The 20,256-nt window shown below is 48.3% G+C and carries 16 protein-coding genes; 5 read left to right on the forward strand and 11 right to left on the reverse strand.

From position 1 onward, the window contains the following. Positions 1-23 precede the first annotated feature (23 nt). Complete coding sequence (locus tag ACO0K1_RS03825) at positions 24-2,258, reverse strand: beta strand repeat-containing protein (protein ID WP_423022866.1); 2,235 nt, start codon at positions 2,256-2,258, stop codon at positions 24-26. Between the two features lie 607 nt (positions 2,259-2,865). Between ACO0K1_RS03825 and ACO0K1_RS03830 the strand changes: the two genes are divergently transcribed. Next, entirely contained in the window at positions 2,866-3,216 is a 351-nt protein-coding gene (locus ACO0K1_RS03830) for a hypothetical protein (RefSeq protein ID WP_423022868.1), read from the forward strand. Between the two features lie 100 nt (positions 3,217-3,316). Here the strand turns inward: ACO0K1_RS03830 and ACO0K1_RS03835 are convergent, their stop codons facing one another. Together ACO0K1_RS03835 and tsaE are read right to left on the reverse strand one after the other, a co-directional pair. Further along, positions 3,317-4,828, reverse strand: coding sequence for an N-acetylmuramoyl-L-alanine amidase (locus ACO0K1_RS03835; protein ID WP_423022870.1), 1,512 nt, complete (start codon positions 4,826-4,828; stop codon positions 3,317-3,319). Further along, a complete protein-coding gene (tsaE, locus tag ACO0K1_RS03840; protein ID WP_423022872.1) occupies positions 4,792-5,277 on the reverse strand; it encodes a tRNA (adenosine(37)-N6)-threonylcarbamoyltransferase complex ATPase subunit type 1 TsaE in 486 nt (161 codons plus the stop codon). The genes ACO0K1_RS03835 and tsaE overlap by 37 nt, the downstream gene beginning before the upstream one ends. 79 nt (positions 5,278-5,356) lie before the next feature. Here tsaE and queG point away from each other — a divergent pair, with 79 nt between their 5' ends. From queG to ACO0K1_RS03860, 4 genes are all read left to right on the forward strand, one after another. Then, positions 5,357-6,439, forward strand: coding sequence for a tRNA epoxyqueuosine(34) reductase QueG (gene queG, locus ACO0K1_RS03845; RefSeq protein WP_423022874.1), 1,083 nt, complete (start codon positions 5,357-5,359; stop codon positions 6,437-6,439). A gap of 388 nt (positions 6,440-6,827) precedes the next feature. Beyond that, positions 6,828-8,294, forward strand: coding sequence for an APC family permease (locus ACO0K1_RS03850; RefSeq protein ID WP_423022876.1), 1,467 nt, complete (start codon positions 6,828-6,830; stop codon positions 8,292-8,294). A gap of 178 nt (positions 8,295-8,472) precedes the next feature. Beyond that, positions 8,473-8,925, forward strand: a complete 453-nt coding sequence (locus ACO0K1_RS03855; protein WP_423023087.1) for a CreA family protein — start codon at positions 8,473-8,475, stop codon at positions 8,923-8,925. A gap of 182 nt (positions 8,926-9,107) precedes the next feature. Then, positions 9,108-9,971, forward strand: coding sequence for an HDOD domain-containing protein (locus tag ACO0K1_RS03860; protein ID WP_423022878.1), 864 nt, complete (start codon positions 9,108-9,110; stop codon positions 9,969-9,971). 68 nt (positions 9,972-10,039) lie between these two features. Here the strand turns inward: ACO0K1_RS03860 and ACO0K1_RS03865 are convergent, their stop codons facing one another. The 8 genes from ACO0K1_RS03865 to ACO0K1_RS03900 form a co-directional block, all read right to left on the reverse strand. Beyond that, positions 10,040-10,234 (reverse strand): hypothetical protein, encoded by a 195-nt coding sequence (locus ACO0K1_RS03865; RefSeq protein ID WP_423022880.1) that lies wholly within the window; start codon positions 10,232-10,234, stop codon positions 10,040-10,042. Positions 10,235-10,575: 341 nt separating this feature from the next. Then, positions 10,576-11,634 carry an ABC transporter ATP-binding protein gene (locus tag ACO0K1_RS03870; RefSeq protein ID WP_423022882.1) on the reverse strand — a complete coding sequence of 353 codons (1,059 nt, stop codon included), beginning with the start codon at positions 11,632-11,634 and terminating at the stop codon, positions 10,576-10,578. A 1-nt stretch (position 11,635) separates the two neighbouring features. Further along, positions 11,636-13,000 carry a GH1 family beta-glucosidase gene (locus ACO0K1_RS03875; protein ID WP_423022884.1) on the reverse strand — a complete coding sequence of 455 codons (1,365 nt, stop codon included), beginning with the start codon at positions 12,998-13,000 and terminating at the stop codon, positions 11,636-11,638. 36 nt (positions 13,001-13,036) lie between these two features. Further along, positions 13,037-13,861 (reverse strand): carbohydrate ABC transporter permease, encoded by an 825-nt coding sequence (locus ACO0K1_RS03880; protein WP_423022886.1) that lies wholly within the window; start codon positions 13,859-13,861, stop codon positions 13,037-13,039. A 4-nt stretch (positions 13,862-13,865) separates the two neighbouring features. Next, the gene (locus ACO0K1_RS03885) at positions 13,866-14,831 is read right to left on the reverse strand and encodes a carbohydrate ABC transporter permease (protein ID WP_423022888.1); all 966 of its coding nucleotides are present in this window, start codon (positions 14,829-14,831) and stop codon (positions 13,866-13,868) included. After that, complete coding sequence (locus ACO0K1_RS03890; protein ID WP_423022890.1) at positions 14,828-16,177, reverse strand: ABC transporter substrate-binding protein; 1,350 nt, start codon at positions 16,175-16,177, stop codon at positions 14,828-14,830. The genes ACO0K1_RS03885 and ACO0K1_RS03890 overlap by 4 nt, the downstream gene beginning before the upstream one ends. A 458-nt stretch (positions 16,178-16,635) precedes the next feature. Further along, positions 16,636-17,682 carry a LacI family DNA-binding transcriptional regulator gene (locus ACO0K1_RS03895; protein ID WP_423022892.1) on the reverse strand — a complete coding sequence of 349 codons (1,047 nt, stop codon included), beginning with the start codon at positions 17,680-17,682 and terminating at the stop codon, positions 16,636-16,638. 132 nt (positions 17,683-17,814) lie between these two features. After that, positions 17,815-20,130, reverse strand: a complete 2,316-nt coding sequence (locus ACO0K1_RS03900; RefSeq protein ID WP_423022894.1) for a glycosyl hydrolase — start codon at positions 20,128-20,130, stop codon at positions 17,815-17,817. Between the last annotated feature and the right edge of the window lie 126 nt (positions 20,131-20,256).

The following is a 20,256-nucleotide window of genomic DNA, read 5'->3' on the forward strand; positions in this document are numbered from 1 at the left end:
ATGCGTTTAGCTCATTGCGACTTTTACCAGAAGTAAATGTTTTGAACGTAGACTGTTCCACCGCTAGCAGGTGTAACACCGACCAACATTAATTGGAAAACATTTTTCATATCAACACCGGTAAAGCTACTTAACGGAATATCGATGCTGTTCCAACCTGCTGTTGTCGTGGTCGCCAAAGTCAATGGGATGTTCACTTGCGTTTGTACTGGACCTGGTGAGATCAAATTCAAACCAAGGCTAGTGACGTTAGGCGTCCATACATCGATGTGAATGCGAGTCGCCGTAGTGACGTTTGTGTTAGCCGCCAAAGCGATACCCTCGTAGTTCAACGCGGTATAGCCTTCAGTTTCAACACCACCAACTGTTGTCAAAGTACACTGCGTAGCCTGACCCCAGTTTGGACAGAGATTTGTGCCAGCAATATCAGCACTGCTCTGCGTTAAGATTGAAAATAATACTGGGTGGCTTGGTGCAGGTGCTGCAACCGTCGGTGCAGTGACTGCAGGTGCTGCTGTTACGGTAACGGCTGTCGAGCCTGCTACAGAGAGTGATCCGAGTTTTGCCGTGATCGTGCTGTTACCTGCTGACACGCCAGTAATCAAACCTGTTTTGTCAACCGTGGCAACTGCTGGGTTGCTTGAAGTTAAAGTGTACCAACCCCAACCCACGTTATTTTCAAAACCGCTTGGCAAACCGCTAAATCCAACGGTATTTGGTGCAGAACCGTTAGCAGAAGACATCGATGTTGACGTTCCTCCGACTGCGACGGAAACCGGTGCGAAAGTGCCAACTGCAGACGTTGCGACAGGCGCTGGGCTCAGTGTTTCATATTGAATATTGTTGAGCCAGACGGTGTAATTATTGTCACCATCAGCGAAATAAAATAAACCGCTGTTAGCGCTGAATTGCGCAGGGTTTGGCAGTGGAATGATGAATTTTTTCCATGTTGAAGTGATTGAAAATCCGATAACTTCTGCTTGGAAGGCACTGCTCGTCGCGCTACCGTCTTGACCGATACCAACTTTAAACGAGGTCGTTGTCGGGCCACTTGTTTTTGCCCAGAATGTTAAGGCATTAAATGCGCTCAGATTCTGTGGTTTTGCAGCAATCAACATGCCACCAACGTAACCGTCGACATTGCTGGCTGGTACAACAATTTTCAGAGAAGCAGTCAGGCTGTTCGCTGGATTTGTGGTGCTGGTATCAACGGTCATGACAGGTGTACTGTTGGCACCGTCAAAACCAGTAAATGTGACGCCGGACGCATAATTATTTTGGAACACGGCTGCTGTTACTGGTGCTGCAGCGACGTTAATGGTTAGCGGTGCTGAATTTAAACCTGTTCCCGTGTCAGTTGCAATCACTTGAGCAGTACCACCTGCCACCGCGGTAACAGTTGCGCCAGAAATGGTGACGGCGCCACTTGGAGAAACATTGCTCAACGCATAAGTGACGGCTGTGTCAGCGCCAGAGCTATTGTCTGTATGCGTTGATGTCACTGCAAGAGTTGAAGTCTGACCGACTGTTAAAGCCAGTGGACCTGTGGCCGGTGTCGTAATCGCAATTGATTTGACGGGGGAAGCCAACACGTTCACGGTCAAGGGCGCTGAGGTCAAACTTGCTGCGGCATCATTGGCAACCACTGTCGCGGATCCTGTGCAAACACCAGTTAAAACTGCACCAGAGACGGTTACGCAACCAGCAGGGCTGACATTGCTTAATGTGTAAGTGACTGCCGTGTCGACGGCAACTGTATTGGTACTATCGGTCGATGACGTTACCAAAGTTGATGTGCTGCCGTAGGCCAAATTCAATGGACCTGTTGCGGGGGTTGTGATGGCAATAGAGGTCAGCGTCACGGCAGGATGCGTAACGGTAATGACATAGGCAGATGATTTAGTACTAGTAGCCGTATCTGTAGCGATCACCGTCGCGCTACCTGCTGCAACAGCGCTAACCTGAGCGCCGTTGATCGTCACAGCGCCAGCCGGGCTGACATTACTTAACGCATACGCAACACCGGTATCCGCTTTGCTTGTACCGTCACTGTAGGTCGCAGTAACCGCGAGTGTGGTTTGGTGCCCCGCCTGCATAGACAGGCTGTTGTTGGTTGTTGGAGTCGTAATCGCAATGCTGCTAAGCGTTGCTGCTGGAATATTTGGCGTGACCGTATTGGTCCCGCCGCCGCAGGCCACCAGCGCAATCCCCGTATACGTTATCAGGCCGAGTCGGGCTAATCGATGAAACAAATTCATTGTATGTCTCCTTAACCAATCCGTTGCTCAATGGCCTCAAAGTGGTCAAATAATTTTTTAGTTAAAGTGGGAAAGTCTAATGAAAGCGCTTTCATAAACGAATATATTGGAATCAAATATTCATGTCAAGAAATATGCGTTGGAAGCGGCGAGCGAAGGTCAGGATTATGAATATGGATCTTTCATAAAATCTCTATATTTCATTGGTAAATGATGAAATTATTCAGGATGTTTTTTTGTGGAAACATGTACCTAAATTACGACTAAGATTAGCTCGCCGGGTGATTTTTAATTTTTATGAAAAATATTGCTTTTTGAAAGCGATTTCAAAAATGACACTATATTTTTAAAATAGTCGTTGTATTCATTGAATGAAACATGCACGAGTGGCAAGCTTTTATTGGTTAGTTAAGTACAATGTTTGAAGGATCATGTTGCCTGGCAATATTGCCGCAATATGTTTATAAAAAATGAGACTCACAAGTCAGATCAAACTAGGCAAAAAAGAAATGACTAAACGACGGTGGATTGGATTTAATCGCTTGGTTACTCAGCCTATGCTTCACTGATCGAGGCGAGATTATTTTGTGTTTTCATTGGATTAATATTGAAAAATAGACAGTCATCTTCAACAGTAATCTGGTTACGCCCGACGGCACCAGGTAAGCCGGACGTAGGGCAGCCGTGCAATGGATGCGGAGTGTGCTGCGCCGCTGAACCTTGTCCCGTGGCGTTAATTTTTTTGTGGCAACGAAAGGGCAGTTGCCGCGCCCTGGTATGGGAGGGGGAGCAGCATCATTATCGCTGCGGTATGCTCATTCAACCAGCGAATTACCTGTGGTGGTTGCCTGAGCCGTGGCAGCGATGGTTCGCTCGGCGTGTCAGACGTTGGATCGCTGCTGACGTCGCTTGTGATTCTTATTCAACGATAGAATTCAACGACAGAATTCAACGATAGAGCAAAAAAGGGGCAAAAGTAAAACAGGCGCGAAAGTAAGACAGGCGCTAAAGTTACATGATTTTTTCGCGCTGCATTATTTTATGGCTGCTATGGCCGTCTAGGTAAATCGGCTTTTCGCCAAAGGCGGATTACGGGCGAAGTATTTTTTAATGCCCTTCATCACAGCTTCCGCCATCTGATCCTGATACGCTTCATCAGTCAGTTTTGCTTCTTCTTGCGGATTGGAGATAAAGGCGGTTTCTATCAAAATACTCGGAATATCGGGTGCTTTTAATACTGCAAACCCGGCTTGTTCAACGGCTCCCTTATGGAGCTTGTTGATACCGCTAATTTCAGATAAAACGACTTTGCCAAGTTTGAGGCTGTCATTGATCTGCGCTGTGGTCGATAAGTCGAGAAGGACGCTCGCAAGTTGCTTGTCATGCGATTTAATATTAACCCCGCCGATCAGATCAGCGGCATTCTCATTGTCTGCGAGCCAGCGCGCGGCTGCGGAGCTGGCGCCTTTATCAGATAACACAAATACCGATGATCCTTGTGCCGAAGCATTTACAAAGGCATCAGCGTGTACTGACATAAATAAGTCTGCTTGAACTGCACGTGCTTTTTGCACCCTGACGTTGAGTGGTACAAAGAAATCAGCGTCCCGTGTCAACATCACGCGCATATTGGGTTGTTGTTCAATTTTCGCTTTTAAGCGCTTTGCGATGGACAGTACAACGTCTTTTTCGCGGTTGCCGCCGCGGCCAGTAGCTCCAGGATCTTCACCGCCATGCCCGGGGTCGATCGCAATTGTAATCATGCGACCATTGCTGATTGGTTTGTCAAAGAATGGTATCTCAGATTTGCTTTCGGGCTTGGCATCTGCTTTTGCTTCCGCTTTGCCGTCCATTTTTGCATCAATTTTTACATCAGGTTTTGAATCAGCTTTGGTGTCAACTTTCGTGTCAGCTTTTGTGTCACCGCGGGCGATCGTGGTCGATGCACCAGGTGTTGGTATATTGGTGGCTGGCGCGGGGATGATCGGTGTCGTTGGCGCCACTTGCGTCTGTTTTCCAGGGCTTTGCCATTCACCTTTCTCGATCATTGCCATGATGGGATCCGGTGCGGTGGCGGGATACAAGTCAAACACGAGTCGATGTTTATAATTACCGACTGGTTGCAGGGTAAATACCTGCGGACTGACTTCTTCCTTTAAGTCGAATACCAGCCGTACTACGTTTGGTTTATTCTGACCGACCCTGACTTGCTTGATATACGGGTCATTGGCTTGAATTTTTGCAACCAGCTCTTTGAGTGTTGGGTTAAGTTCCAGCCCTTCAATATCAACCACCAGACGTTCTGGATTTTTGACCGTAAAATAATTCGTCGTAAGTTCAGTGTCATTTTCCAGAGTGACGCGCGTGTAGTCGTCGGCTGGCCACACCCGTACGGCCAAAATTTTTGCCGCCTGTGCGGTGTGTGGGACCAGCACTGAAAGGAGCAACGTTCCCCCGGCTTTGAGCAGGGTGCGACGTTTTTGGGCGGATTTCAAACCGCCGCGCTGTGGGTGATCTGTGCTGATTTCAGCGCTTATAGATTCGGGACAAATTGGAGTGATGCGAGACATGCGATACCTTTGGCGGACAACGCTTGTAATTCTACCTCACGACCTTCACCCGAAACGCGTAAAAATACATGTAAATCTGGCTCTGGCAGCAGTCCATCCGCTTTTTCTGGCCATTCGATGATACAAATAGTGCGTTCGTTAAATTCTTCCCTGAATCCTGCCTCCAGAAATTCTTCTGCACTGATCATCCGATATAGGTCAAAATGCATGATCGTTGTTGCGACGCCCTTGATCTGGACCGCATACGGCTCAGCCAGTGTATACGTCGGACTTTTGACCGTACCTGCATGGCCAGCCGCATGAATCATGGCACGTGTGAGCGAGGTTTTGCCTGCGCCAAGATCGCCGTGTAAAAAAATGCACATTCCGGGAGTCAGCGTATGCGCAAGGCATTTACCTAATGCCTGGGTAGCAGCTTCATCGTGTAGTGTAGTTTTATAATGTGACATTTCCAGCCTGAATCCTATTCATGAATTCGCTAAACATAGCATATTGCCCAGCCCTTGTGTATTCACCGGAGTATTCTGCGTGAATCTGAACGAACAAGCATTAGCTGATTTATCAGCGAAAATTAAACAATGGGGTAAAGACCTGGGCTTTGCTGAAATTCGTATTGCTGATACTGATCTGAGTCAGGCTGAAGGTCAATTACAGCAGTGGCTAGAGGCTGGTTATCATGGTGAAATGGCGTATATGGCGAGCCACGGGACAAAACGCAGCCGTCCCGCTGAATTAGTCCCGGGTACAGTGCGTGTTATTTCAGCGCGTATGAATTATTTGCCGTCGTCGGCAGCGTGGCGCGCGATCGAAAAACAGCACGCGCCGGACACCGCCGTTATTTCCATCTATGCACGCGGCCGCGATTATCACAAGGTATTGAGGACGCGCTTGCAGCAACTGGCAGAGAAAATCAACACCGACATTGGCGAGTTTGGTTATCGGGTGTTTACTGATTCAGCCCCGGTCATGGAAGTAGCGCTAGCTGAAAAATCAGGCTTAGGATGGCGCGGCAAGCATAGCTTGCTATTGAGTCGCGAAGCCGGTTCGATGTTTTTTTTGGGTGAGATTTTGGTCGATATTCCGTTACCAGTGGACGAACCTGTGGGGGACCATTGTGGCCAGTGTCAATCTTGCATGGATGTCTGCCCGACCAAAGCGATTGTTGCACCCTATCAGGTCGATGCCCGTCGTTGCGTTTCATATTTGACGATCGAGTTACACGGCAGTATTCCGGTGGAACTGCGCCCTTTAATCGGTAACCGTGTGTATGGTTGTGATGACTGTCAGTTATTTTGCCCATGGAACAAATTTGCCGAACCTGCGGTAGTCGATGATTTTGCCGTTAGAAATGGTCTTGACCATGCGCGCATGGTGCATTTATTGCTTTGGAGTGAAGAACAGTTTTTGCGTATGTTGGAAGGAAGTCCAATCCGGCGTATCGGGCATGAACGTTGGCTGCGCAATATGGCAGTCGGGTTGGGCAATGCTGCTAGTAGCATGCGCGGGGATGCTGAAATCGTCGCGGCTTTACGAAGCAGACTAGCGCATCCGTCGGAAATGGTGCAAGAGCATGTCAAATGGGCACTAGCACAGCACGGCGATGGAGCGTAAATAAAATAGCAATAATTTTTAAAAAAGAATTTCTTTGTTGGAAATGTTTGTCGTTTTCCAGGTGTATCTGGCGTGCATGGAAAGGGAAAGTGAGCAAAAAAAACCTACCCGTACTCAAGTTGGCGAAATTTACCGCTATGATTGCGGTTTTCGTGTCATGCGAATGAAATACTCCGGACTGAGGCGAAGTCAGTGCAGTAAGCAACTAACAGCAAGCGGCAAGCAGCAAGCAGCAAGCACCAGACTGAATTTTTGTCGGTTCTATGAAATTGTTACGTATATTCTGCGTTCATTAGTAGTACATAGTATGCCAGCGAGTATGCCAGCGCAGATTCATTTGAACATCAGAGTTGAACATCAGAGTTGAACATAAGAATAAGGATAGATTTTGAGACAATCATCATTACTACAGCAATTGACACGCACCAAAGCGGTCGAGGCGCATGACATTATTTCCGAAGATCAACAGCAAAACAGTTTACATCGCTCCTTGGGCATTTTTTCCCTCACCATGATTGGTGTCGGTGCGACGATAGGAACGGGTATCTTCTTTACGATGGTCGAGGCTGTTCCTAAAGCGGGACCTTCCGTCATTTTATCGTTTCTAATTGCAGCGATGACCGCCGGATTGACGGCCTTGTGTTATTCAGAACTGGCAGCGCGGATTCCCGCTTCGGGGTCCTCGTACTCATTTGCGTATGCGACCGTTGGCGAGTTTGCTGCGTTTGTCGTGGCTGCTTGCTTATTGCTCGAGTATGGGTTGGCCGCTAGTGCGACCGCGATCGGCTGGTCGGATTATCTGAATAATTTCCTGCAAAATGCGATGGGCTGGAAAATTCCAGAAATGCTACGCTCGCCGATGATTGTATCGGGGCCAAATGGCGTCGAAGTGCACCCCGGACAATTCAATTTACCCCCTGTGGCGCTGGTTGGGCTTTGCTGCTTTTTACTGCTTCGTGGCGCCAAGGAGTCTGCGACGGTGAATGCGATCATGGTGATGATTAAATTGGCAATTTTAATATTTTTTTGTGTGATTGCTTTCTCTGGTTTTAACATCGAGCACTTCACCCCATTTTTTAATACGGACAATAGTAAAGGGATGGCTGGGATGGCAGGTGTGACTTCTGCTGCTGGCACTGTATTTTTCTCGTTCATAGGACTGGATACGGTGGCCACTGCAGGCGCAGAAGTCAAAGATCCTAAGCGAAATGTACCGCTGGGCATTATGGCGGCGTTAATTGTGGTAACGGTGTTTTATATGCTGGTTGCCGTCGCTGCCGTAGGAGCGCAACCAGCAAGCCAATTTCAAGGTCAGGAAGCGGGGCTGGCTGTCATTTTGCAAACGGTCACTGGCAAGGCGTGGCCTGCTTTGATTTTGTCGGCAGGTGCCGTAATTTCCGTATTCAGCGTGACCTTGGTGACCATTTATGGACAAAGCCGGATCTTGTACGCGATAAGCAAAGATGGTCTCATCCCATCGTCGTTTCAAGTGGTTCATCCGCGTACCAGAGCACCAGTTGTGAATACGGTATTGGTTTGTATCGCCGTTGCGATCGTTGCTGGATTGGTTGATTCCACCTTTTTGTGGGACATGGTCAGCATGGGCACCTTGGTGGCCTTTATCGTCGTGTCATCGGCGATTCCAGTGATTCGCCACAAAGGCATCGGCCGTGACAGTGATGGCTTCCGTGTACCATTTGGGCCTTATTTGATACCGGCGTTGAGTATCTTTGCGTGCTTATATATTTTGAAAGATTTATCTGCTACAACATACAAGGTCTTCTTTATTTGGATGTTTGTGGCGATTGGAATTTATTTTGCCTATAGCAAGCGTCATTCGCGCTTAAATAAGTAACATCGTAAATAAGGTACATCGTAAATAAGGTACATCGTAAGCAAGTAACATCGGACAAAAAAGGGTTCAACCCAGTTTGCCTAATCGCAGGCACTGGAAGAGATCCAAGCATCCGGATATGACAAATAACGAAAGAATGGTGATAAATATGAAATCAACAGTTCGCGCATTAAGCTTGATGGGGTCCTTGCTGGTTGCTAGCACAGGTTTAGCACACGCTGAAAATGTGGGTAGTGTCAATACGGTTTTTAAATTGTTCGGGCCGGACCATAAGATCGTCGTTGAAGCGTATGACGATCCGAAAGTGAATGGGATTACTTGTTATGTCTCCCGTGCCAAAACCGGTGGTATCTCTGGTGGTTTGGGTTTGGCTGAGGATAAATCCGAAGCGTCAATTGCATGCCGTCAGGTTGGACCGATCAGTTTTACGGGGCCATTGAAACAGGAAGAAGAAGTGTTCAATGAAAGTTTGTCGATTATGTTCAAAAAACTCCGTATCGTGCGGATGGTTGATCAGAAACGCAATGCGTTGGTTTATCTCACCTATTCGGATAAAGTGATTGAAGGATCGCCCAAAAATAGCGTAACAGCCGTGGCAGTTGATCACAGTACGGTCATTCCAGTTAAATAAAGTCGTGCTATCTTGGGTGTAATGTTAATTGAATGACCACTTGGCTAAGCTAGTCAGTCATCCCTGCTAGCCTAGCTCTCATGTACAGTAGAGTAGAACTTTTTGCTGATAGAAAAATTTCTTAAAAGCAATGAGTACGTTAAAATACGGTATGCCGAAAATGACTTTTTCACTGTTTTAACATGACACCTCCGAGTAATCCATCTGTTGCGAATGATCAGTCTGTTGACGCGTTGATCAAAACAATCCGGATACCGCCACGCCCAAGCATGTTAATTGACGTGCAGACAGAATTAGCCTGCAAAGAACCAGATCCACGACGCCTCGCAGCGACGATCGCCAATGACGTGGCGTTGGCAGCGTCGCTCTTGAAGTTGACGAATTCTCCATTTTTTGGCTTGCGGTTGAAGGCCAGTTCAGTAGAGCACGCGGTGCATTTGCTGGGCATGCGTCAATGCGGATTACTAATGACCGGAATTATTGCTCGCCAATCGGTGCAGGTAAGCAAAGTTTCATTGGTCAAATTCTGGGATTTTTCTTCAAAACGTGCGCAAGCCATGGCACATCTGGCAACGCACATGCGGGTATGTTCCACCGATATGGCGCATACCTTTGGTTTGTTTTGTGATATTGGTATTCCTTTATTGCTCGAAAAATTTGCCGGCTATCAAAAAACATTGGATCTCGCCCATCAAGAGTTTGAAAATAACTTCACCTTGATCGAAGAGCAACGCCACAGCACGAGTCATACCTCGATCGGTGCGTTGATGGCACGCACCTGGGGTTTGCCTGAAGAAGTCTCGACCGCGATTTTATTGCATCATGATTACGATATACTCAGCGATGGTGCAACCTCAGAAACGGTACGTTCATTAATTGCTTTGGCCTTGGTTGCCGAATATAGTATTCATAAATACCACGGCGAAGAGACCCTCGCCGAGTGGGACAAAGGCGGACAGTCCGCTTGTGATTTTCTTGGCCTCGGGAATGACGAGCTGGAAGACCGCTTTGAAGAACTGCATGATGTTTTTAATCATGCCCATTGATGGCACGCAAGGTGCATCAACTTGCTGTAATACTTTTGCAACGATCGCTAGCTAGACTTTCGATCGTTTTACAGCAATCTATTCACCAGCCTTGCTGGCAGCATGACGACCGCACGCAGTAATTCAAACACACCTTCGACAGCGATGCCAGCCAGGCGCAACGGCAATAACAGCAGCCATATCAATGGATAAAGTACGATTGCCATTAAAGCCAGTGGCCAGCAAAATATAAACAAACCCATCCAGATAATAAACGTCAACATGTCGGTCTCAATTTGTGAATAAACGCACCAGATTGCTCAACATCACTAAAGCGATAGTAGCGATGACGACGGCATCCATATTAGCACTGAGTTTCATGATATTTCCTTTCGAGTTCGGGTTGGAGTGATGTCACTGTAATCCACGATAAAAGGCAATACGAGATCAATGAGATAAACGGTCATTTACGCATGACAGGATGCTGATAAGGGTGATGAAGGTGGTTTGAAATTTGACCGACGTGAACTGCAAGGCTGAATTCAGAGAAAGACGTTCACTGATTGGCAAAAACATGATCTGCCAATCAGTGTAAAGCGGGTTTTTGTGAATAAACCAGACGCACTCAGAGGCGACTAATCAAAGTCCCTTTTGCATCAAAAGCAAGCACGTAGTCGTGATTAAATTGCAGTCCTACAACGTCACCGGCGGCGAGCTGCACTTGTGAATCACTTTGTTTTATTTTGAATAATTCTTCGCCACCCTGAAGTTTGACGTGGACAATCATGGCGTCACCCAGATACTCCACTAGCAACACTTCGGCGGGAACGCCTTCTTGCGCAGACGCTAAGCGAATGTGTTCTGGTCGTACACCAACGCTCGCCGCGGCAGGGTTGGTGCAGTTTAATTGTTGCCACAGGAAATGCACCTGCTGTGTTTTGCTTTGATCTGGCCGATTGACGAAATTGATCGTTGGTGAACCTAAAAAGTGTGCAACAAACTTATTTGCCGGGCGTCGGTAAATATCCATAGGACGGCCGATTTGTTCAATCAAACCGCCATTGAAAATGGCGATTCGGTCGCCCATGGTCATTGCTTCAACTTGATCGTGGGTCACGTAAATCATCGTTGTCCCAAGTTCTTTGTGAAGGCGGGATAATTCGATGCGCATATCCACCCTCAGAGCGGCATCCAGATTGGAAAGAGGTTCGTCAAATAAAAAAACTTTAGGCTTTCTGACGATGGCGCGTCCGATGGCAACGCGTTGTCGTTGGCCACCAGAGAGCTCTTTTGGGTAGCGATCGAGCAGCTCCGTAATTTTTAAAATACTGGCAGCATGGTTGACCTGTTCGTCACGTTGAGTGCGTTTTACACCAGCCATCTTAAGAGAAAACCCCATGTTTTCTCTGACCGTCATGTGAGGATAAAGCGCGTAACTTTGGAACACCATTGCCGCCCCACGATCGGCTGGATTGGTATCATTTGCGCGTAATCCGTCAATCAGCAAATCGCCGCCGCTAATCGACTCTAGTCCTGCGATCATCCTCAATGTGGTTGATTTTCCGCAGCCGGATGGACCGACAAACACCATGAATTCCCCATCCTCAACAGCAATGTCGATCCCTTTGATGACATCGTTGTTTGCGTAGCTTTTGCGAATTGCTGTTAACTGAACTTGACCCATATCACTTCCCATCCGTAGTGGTGTGCTGCAGAAAATCTTGATACCACAATGCGCTATCTTTCAAGGTGCGCGATTGCGTTTCGTAATTGACGTGAACGATACCGAAACGTTTTTCATAACCGGACGCCCATTCAAAATTGTCCAAGAAACTCCAGACCATATAGCCGCCCATTTTGACGCCCTGTTGCATCGCTGCATACATGGCGGCAATATGGCGTTCGATATAATCGGTTCGTTCGACATCATGCACGCGACCATCATCGTTGATCTGGTCTTTAAAGGCGCCGCCATTTTCGGTGACAAAGAGGGGCGGGACATTGTAGTCATTGTGGACGCGCAGTAAAAGTTCTGTGAGTCCTTCGGGATAGATTTCCCACCCCATATCAGACACCGCTTTGCCGTTGCTTTTGGCATCCCAAGGCTCGCCTGCGCTGACGATCGTACGGGAGTAATAGTTAATACCTAAAAAATCCATCGGCGTCGCAATAATGTCAAGGTCGCCGTCGTGTACGATCGGCGCATCGACGCCCAGATCAGCCCAGACATCGTTGGGATAGGATTTCTTAAACAGGGGATCCATGTACCAACGCAACAGCTTGCCATCTTCTAATTGCGTTTTTGCCAGGTCAGCGAGGCTATTGGTTGCGGCGTGCATTGGTGCCAGATTGAGAACGATACCGAGTTGGCAGGTGGCGCCTTCTGCACGCAATGCACGCAAGGCCATGCCGTGGCTAAGAAGTAGATGGTGCGACGTTTGTGCCGCGATTGCCCGGTCTTTAATGCCCGGTGCAAAGATGCCTTGTTCATGTCCGAGTGTGGCAACCACCCATGGCTCGTTATGCGTAGCGATTGAGGCGACTCGATCACCAAAACGTGCGTGAATACCTTGCGCATATTCAACAAAGCGATAAACAGTTTCACGGTTGGCCCATCCGCCCTGATGTTGCAACGCTGCGGGTAAATCCCAATGGTTTAGCGTCAGGTAAGGTTTGATACCGCGCTGTATCAAACCATTAATTAAGCGATCATAAAATGCCAGACCGGCTTCATTCCATTCCCCCGAACCTGTTGGGCGCACCCGTGGCCACGAAATTGAAAAGCGGTAGGCATTCACATGCAACGATTGAATCAGGTCGAGATCATTTTCATAACGATGATAATGATCGCAAGCAATGTCGCCGTTGCTGTTATCGGAAATGACGCCGGGAAGCTGGCAAAATTCATCCCAGATAGAAGGCCCTTTGCCATCCAGCGTGGCCGCACCTTCAATTTGAAAGGCACTGGTCGCCACACCCCAAATAAAATCTTTGGGAAATTGGCTCTTAGTGATACTGGCGGACGGTTTAAGCAAAGATTGAGTCGACATAGCTTGATTAAAATAGGTGTTGAAAAGTACAGTCCATCATTTGACAGCGCCGGCCGTAAGTCCGGATATCAATTGCTTGGACGAGATAATAAAAAGGATCAACAACGGTATAGTGGCAATCGCTGAACCCGCCATGAGTGCCCCCCATTCCGTATTGACCGGGCTTTGCAAACTGCGTAGTGCCAGTGGTAAGGTCGCCATGTCGGCGGAGCGCATGACGATCAATGGACTGATAAAATTATTCCACGATGCAATAAAGGTGATGAGCCCCAGAGTGCCCATTGCCGGTTTAAGCAGCGGTAAAACGATGCGCAGGTAGATGCCGATTTCTGAGCAACCATCCATACGTGCAGCTTCGATCAAATCTTTTGGGATCGACGTCGAGACAAATTGGCGCATCAAAAAAATCCCAAATGCACTGGCTGCCCCCGGGATATACAGAGCGCGTGGTTGGTCAATCCAGCCCAACGCATCCATGATCATGAAGGTGGGAATCATGTTCATGAACGACGGCAATAACATCGTACCCATGACCAATCCAAACAATTGATTCTTCCAGCGAAAACGGAACATCGCAAACGCGTAGCCGCCCATAGAACAAAAAATCAAGGTCAAAAAGGTCGACAATAAGGCGACATACAAACTCCAACCCAGATTACGCCAGAAAGGAATGTGCTCGAGAATGATATGCAAGTTCAGTAAAAAATCTTTACCAAAAAACACAGGCGGTGGCAAACTGAAAATATCTGTCCGTGAGTGCGTGGCAAACACAAACATGAAGTAAAACGGCGTTAACATGACGACCGCACCGACAGCGACCAACGCATTCGCCAGGAATTGTGTGGTTTTAAGATTGTTCATGGATTTAGTTTTCCTCTTTTGACGTACTGCGTTCACGGAAAACACGGTTGGTCAGATAAGTCAGTCCTGCAATGATGACCAACAAAATCCACGACATCGCACTGGCAGCACCAAAATCATTGAAATCAAATGCCATCCGGTACAGGTAAATGGCGCTCGTCATACCCGCCTGATCTGAACCGCCGTTGCCGTTGGTGAGAATGAAGGGCTCTTCAAATAATTGCAGACCGCCGATCAGCGACAGCGTGACGCCAAAGAAAATCATCGGACGCAAACTAGGGAGTGTGATATACCAGAATTGCTGCAGACGTCCCGCACCATCCATGGTGGCCGCTTCATAAATATCAACAGGAATCGCCTGCAATGCGGCCAAATAGAGCACTACGTTAAAGCCCACATAACGCCAGAACACAATCATGGCGATCGCTGGTTTAAGGTGTTCGGGATTATTGATCCAATCTATGTGTTCTTGTGGAAAAATATGGCCTATTCCCGGTAAAGAGGCAAGCTGTTCAAGCCCCTGATTGATCAGTCCATAATCAGTAGAAAATAGCGTACCGAACATGATCGCTATCGCGACGGTTGATGTGATGTACGGTACAAAGTACACGCCGACCACCAGATTACGTGCTCGCTTAAACGCGGCATTGATAAAGCATGCCAACGGGATTGCAATCAGATGTTGAGGGATTCCTGAGGCCAATGTGAGCCACAAGGTATTTTTGAACGATTTCCAAAACCATTCGTCTGCTAACGCAAAACTGAAGTTACTGAAACCGACGTATTGCATCGATGTCAGACCCGCGGTGGGCTCCCAACTTTGGAAGGCGAGAAACAGCGAAAACAGCATCGGAAACAAGCCGAAAACGATAAACAAACCAACAAACGGCACCAGAAAAATATACGGTGCGTAGCGTTTAGATACGGTCAACCTGAAGCGACGATGTGCAGTTGGATAGGCGTGGTTCATCGAAAGGCTCTCTTTTCCAGTAAGCGATAAGCGTCATCTAGCGCAACGTTGATATCTTTGCCGTGGTCCAGCACTTTGTCGAGTTCGGTGTTAATGACTTCTTGGGCAAATTTGTCTTGTTTATGCACGGTTACTGCCTGAATGTGTGACGTGGCCTCACGCCACATCACTCGTGCCTGCTGACCACCAAGAAATGCAATCGGTTGATCAAAAAATGCATCGTTAAACGTCGAAAGCAGGGCAGGAAATGCATTTTGATCCTTGAAGGCGGCAATTTGCATTTGCGGATTCAGTGTCAGAAATTGAATGAGTTTCCAGGCGTCTTGTTTCTGTTGTTCAGCAATACCTTTTGGGATGGAAAAAAAACTGCCACCAAAGCCCGCCCAGCTATGTTCTGGTAGTTGCGCGGCACGCCACAAACCGCTGGTGTTGGGGGCTAACCAGTTGCTGAGGTGACCAGCTAACCAGGCGCCAGACATCTGTGTCGCCAACGTCCCACGCTTAAAACTTTCCGACCACTCTGAAGACCATTGTGTAGTCTTGGCATCCAATTTATTGAGGCGTACTTTCTTTGCCAACTGAAATGCTCTGACAAATCTGTCAGATTTAACTAATACGTGTGATTGTGAATCGAAGTAAAGTCCCTCACCGGGCTTAACGCCGGTGCGAATGATGATGTCAGTGATGTCCTGGACGTTCGATACCAAATAGGCACCGGTCGTTTTTTTAATTTTGATACCCGCATCGATAAAACTATCCCACGACGTATTGAGATCGTTTTCCGTCACGCCAGCGCGAGTGAGCAAGTCAGTGCGGTACAGAAGCGTGCCAGGGCCGATGTCAGAAGGGGCCGCGTAGATCGCACCAGTTTTGCTCGTCGCTTGTGCGATGGCGTACGGGACATAGAGCGATTGGTAATGACGAATGCCATATTGTGGCGCGGCCAGATTTTCCAGACCGCCCCCTTGCGAGAAGCGTCCCAGGTAGCCGACCTCCAATGCCATGACATCCGGTAAATGTGAGCTCGTTGATAGCGCTGTCGTCATGGCGGAATGGTGATCAACGATCTGACGACTGATGACATTGATGTCGATATCCGGATGAATCTTTTTCCATTCAGGAATCGCGGCACGAACGATGGCATCGACAGATGGAAACGCGGCCACCGTGAGCGTGGTCGTTGCGTGCACAGAGGTGCTTAAAGCCGTGTTTAAGGATGTGCCTACCAACAGGGCGACAGAACTGCCCCACAACAAACGGCGTGTTTTACGCCAGGTCGCACCGCGCTGAATGTGCGATTGCTTGTTTACCTGCATCTTGTCTCCGGTATAAATGGGGATTGTCATTTTTATGCGCCCCTTTTTTATAGTACTTAACGCAATGATCTCAGAGCCTGGCGGTGCCAGGAGCTGATATCTTCAATCCTGGCAACCCTATTTTCTTATGAGGATATTACGCAAGTTCTCGTTACAGTTTGAAGCCTTTTTGATCTTTGAAAGCGCTTTCATTGGTTGATTTTATGAATTCAGGCAGTGAGTGTCAACACTTTCCTCAGAATTATTCATGCAAACTGTTTTTGCAGTCGCTTTATGCGACAGAGGTGGTTGAATAGTTGAGTAAAAGTTATTTTGAAGCGACGTTTATCGCGATTAAATAAAATGGGAAGGAATGGAATGGAATGCGTAATTTTTTACGGATCAATGAGGCGCAGGGTGAGTTGAATTCGCGTGGTCATCGCGCATGAATAGGGTTGGCGGGTTGCATCCTTCAAGAGGAGCATGCGCTAAACTGTGCTTCTTAGCTCTTACCTGCGCATGCGGCGGCTTGATTCACGCACAATTAATTGTGGCTTTGGAACAATGGCAGTGGGTTTTTTACCGGCCAAGAGTTGTAACATGGCCGTCGCCGCTAACTGGCCGAGTTCATACGCTGGTTGATGGATGGTAGAGAGCGGTGGAATGCCATACAAAGATGCTGGCAGATCATCAAATCCTATCACTGAGACGTCTTCTGGTACGCGTAATGAACGACGGTTTAAACCTAACGATGCACCAATCGCCATCTGATCATTCGCGGCGAAAATAGCGGTAAATTGCTGGTTTGTATCGAGCAAGTGTTCAACTGCAAGCAAGCCGCTGACCTCGTGATATTCACCTTGAATCACGAGTTTGGGATCGAATGGAATATTGGCAGCTTCCAATGCAGATTTATAGCCATTGAAACGTTCAACAGAATCCGGATGTTCGGGGCTACCGCTGATAAACGCAATTTTCCGATGGCCTAGCTGAATCAGATGTTGGGTAGCCATTTCACCACCCTGTTTGTTATCAAAATTAAGTGAAAATAATCCTGCCGATTTCATATTTCGCCCGGTCACGACGACCGGTATGGTTTGAGCCAGTTTTGATAAGGTTTCATCGGGCAATCGGCCGGTCAGGATAATAACGCCGTCAACGTAGCGTGACTTGAGCACATCGAGACAACGCATTTCGGTTGCGGCATTCCAGTGACCACTGACAAACAGCGAGCTGTAGCCCAAGGGTTCAAAGGTTTCTTCGATACCGCGTAATGCGGCCCCATAAAATGGTGAGTCGATGGCTTGCGTAATAACGCCAATACTCATCGTACGACCGCCAGCGAGACCGCGGGCGACAGGATTGGGAACAAATCCCAATTTAGAAATGGCCTGATCGACAGCGTTTTTTTTGTCTTCGCTGACAATCGCGGTACCGTTCAATATGCGTGAAACCGTGCTGGGCGATACACCGGCTTCCTGCGCCACCATCTCCAGAGTGACTTTTCCTCTGGAGACGAGTGTTGTAGATTCAGTAATGGCAGATTTCGTTTTCAATTTACATCCTATTTTTTTAACCGAATTTTACTCTGCTTCACCCTCAAAATGTAGCTATCCGCATGTTATCGCAGATGTAAAACGGCAAGGTAGACTGAAAATGTCGACGAAAACTGACCCTTTAACTTTTTTTTAATTTAATCTTTTCAATTCATGCGCAGGAACCAGCATCGTGATGCCATCACTGAAGTGCACCTCGATTTGCTTGTCAGAGGCGTTATAAGCCAGATACGTACGTTTCCCAACGGCACTATTAAAGACGCTGTAAAGCGCCGTATCGGCGCTGACGGTAAAGTCCGGCTTTCCCATTTCTTTTAAACTCAATAACCAGAACAAAGTGTGGCTGCGGGTTTCGCCAAGTTCGACGCTGCCTTTTGGTTTCCAGTGCTCAAGCGCGCCTTGCGGTTCAGCGAGTGCGTAATACGACATCAGAACATCTTGCCATATATCGCCAGGCGTGCCGTCGTCCATGCCACGTTTGGTATAGGCGCGCTTTTCTGGTCCCAACCTGCTCATAAACTGGATAACATAAGCGGGATCGCGACCCAGATACAAGGCGGCGGGCGTGATCGGCATCAGATTAATGCCTTGAATCTGGCGCGGTTCCTCGGTCCACCAGGTGTTGTACGAGTAGCGTCCGCCAAAGACTTGTGCGGCTACGACCTTGCCAAACTCTTTGGCAAACACCGTGTGACGTTGATCAAACCAGTAGTCGGAGATGGATTCCGTTTCTGTGGTGTACAACCAAATACCTAAATCCCGCAGTGCGATGTTGTGTGTGGCTTCTCCCCACAAGATCAGGCCAGCCCAGGCATTGACTGCTTCTGAGGATGATTCTTGATTATTGCCATCAATAAAATCAGCATCTCCTGACGCCCAGGAGTGGCCCTCATAGGCATCGAAATTACGTATAAACGGAAAATCAGCGCGTCCGCGTTGTGCCGTAGCGATATCGGCGGCAATCAGATTTACCATGCCGCCCCAATGGTTTTGCTCGGCCCACACAGGGTCGCGCAGTGCTACCTGGGCTGCTGCATTGATCCAGTAGCCGTAGTGGAAGTGGTGGTCATTTAAATGCTGGATGCTACCGTATTCTTCCGGGTAGCCAAATAGGGCACCGACCTTGGCATCTTGGACAAAGTAGCCATTGGCTGCATCGCCTTTAAACCAGGTTTCTAAGTGCTGTTTGAGCGATGTCAGCAAAGCATCACGCATCGCCATATCACCTTCTTGCTCAGCGACACACATCAGTTGCGCGGTCGCAGAGAGGGCTTTACCGTACCAATAGGTTCCTGTGCCTAATTGGTTTGAGTACAGATTGTGGGCGCGGGCGGCATCGCCGGACATAATGCTATGAAGTTGATCACGGTCGGCAGTTTCTTTTAAGCCACTCCAGAAGGGCAAAATGCCGTGATAGCGATAGCTTGTTTCAAATTGATTTTGAGCGGCAACCTGAATATCGCCACGGATTGATTGATAGTGAAATGGCTGTTTGAGTGGTTCACTGAGTGCACGTGACTGGTGCAGATAAAGCCCCATCAACGCAATTTGCTGTTGGTTTTGCATAGGCTTACTGTCGACCGAAAACCGCGTGGTGACTTTGCTGTGTTCAGCGTCGTACTGCCAGGCGACGTGCGTGTCAGTGACAAATGCGAATGCGTGACGGGCGAATTCATTGACTGTATGTTGATCGTCATCTGGCAAAACGGCAACCGAGAAAAAACGACCTGAGGAACCGAAATGGATGACAGGATTCGCGCTGCTCTTATCGACCCAAGTCGCGTCGCTGGGTGCAAACACCGCGTACGCACGTTGTCCTATGCGTACACACAACCAAGCCTGATCATTCGCCGCACACGGTGTTGCGCCAGCGGCTAAATGAACTCGTATATCACCAGCGTCTAACTGGTAATAGCTCATCGGACTACCATGGACGATCGTCGACAAGAGCGCATGCCCCTGCGTATCTGCCATCGAAATGCGGGCAGAAAAATCACCGATGCCATCGAGTTTGGCGTCAGCTGGTTTAAATTCTGTGGGTGTCAGTGTCAATGCAGGATGATGTTGGTAGGCGATGTCTATCCCACGTCCACCGGCATCGACCACGGATTGTGTTGGGTAATCAATTTCAAAACCCTCGGGTCCGGCGCGATAGGTCGCTGGGTGAGCGTGAATGGGTTCTGACCATTGTTTGAACATGACCGAGGAATACCATTGATTGCTGGGAAGCGCCTGTTTGAGCATTGCAGCGGTGCGAAAGGGCGCTGCAGGTGACTGTGCAGATGTCGTAGCAAATGCGCTCCCTTTGGCCTGCGTTGCGACCATTCCTGATCCAACATTAATCGCGTGCGCATCGTCGGCAAAGGACTTTTCTGTCAGGGCGACGACGGTTCCTGTCGCTCCCAGACAGTGGATTAGTGCGGCGGCGACAAGTGGTTGAAATTTCATCCGGACTCCTTCAATTGACGGGATGACAGCGGACACTGCGACGCATAGTGATGTGCCCAGCTTAGAGTGAACAGATCCGCTTGATGATGCAAGGTTTCCCGGACAGCCGATGGCAATTGCGCAGGC

This window comes from Undibacterium sp. SXout20W (assembly GCF_049340285.1).
Taxonomy (GTDB): Bacteria; Pseudomonadota; Gammaproteobacteria; order Burkholderiales; family Burkholderiaceae_D; genus Undibacterium.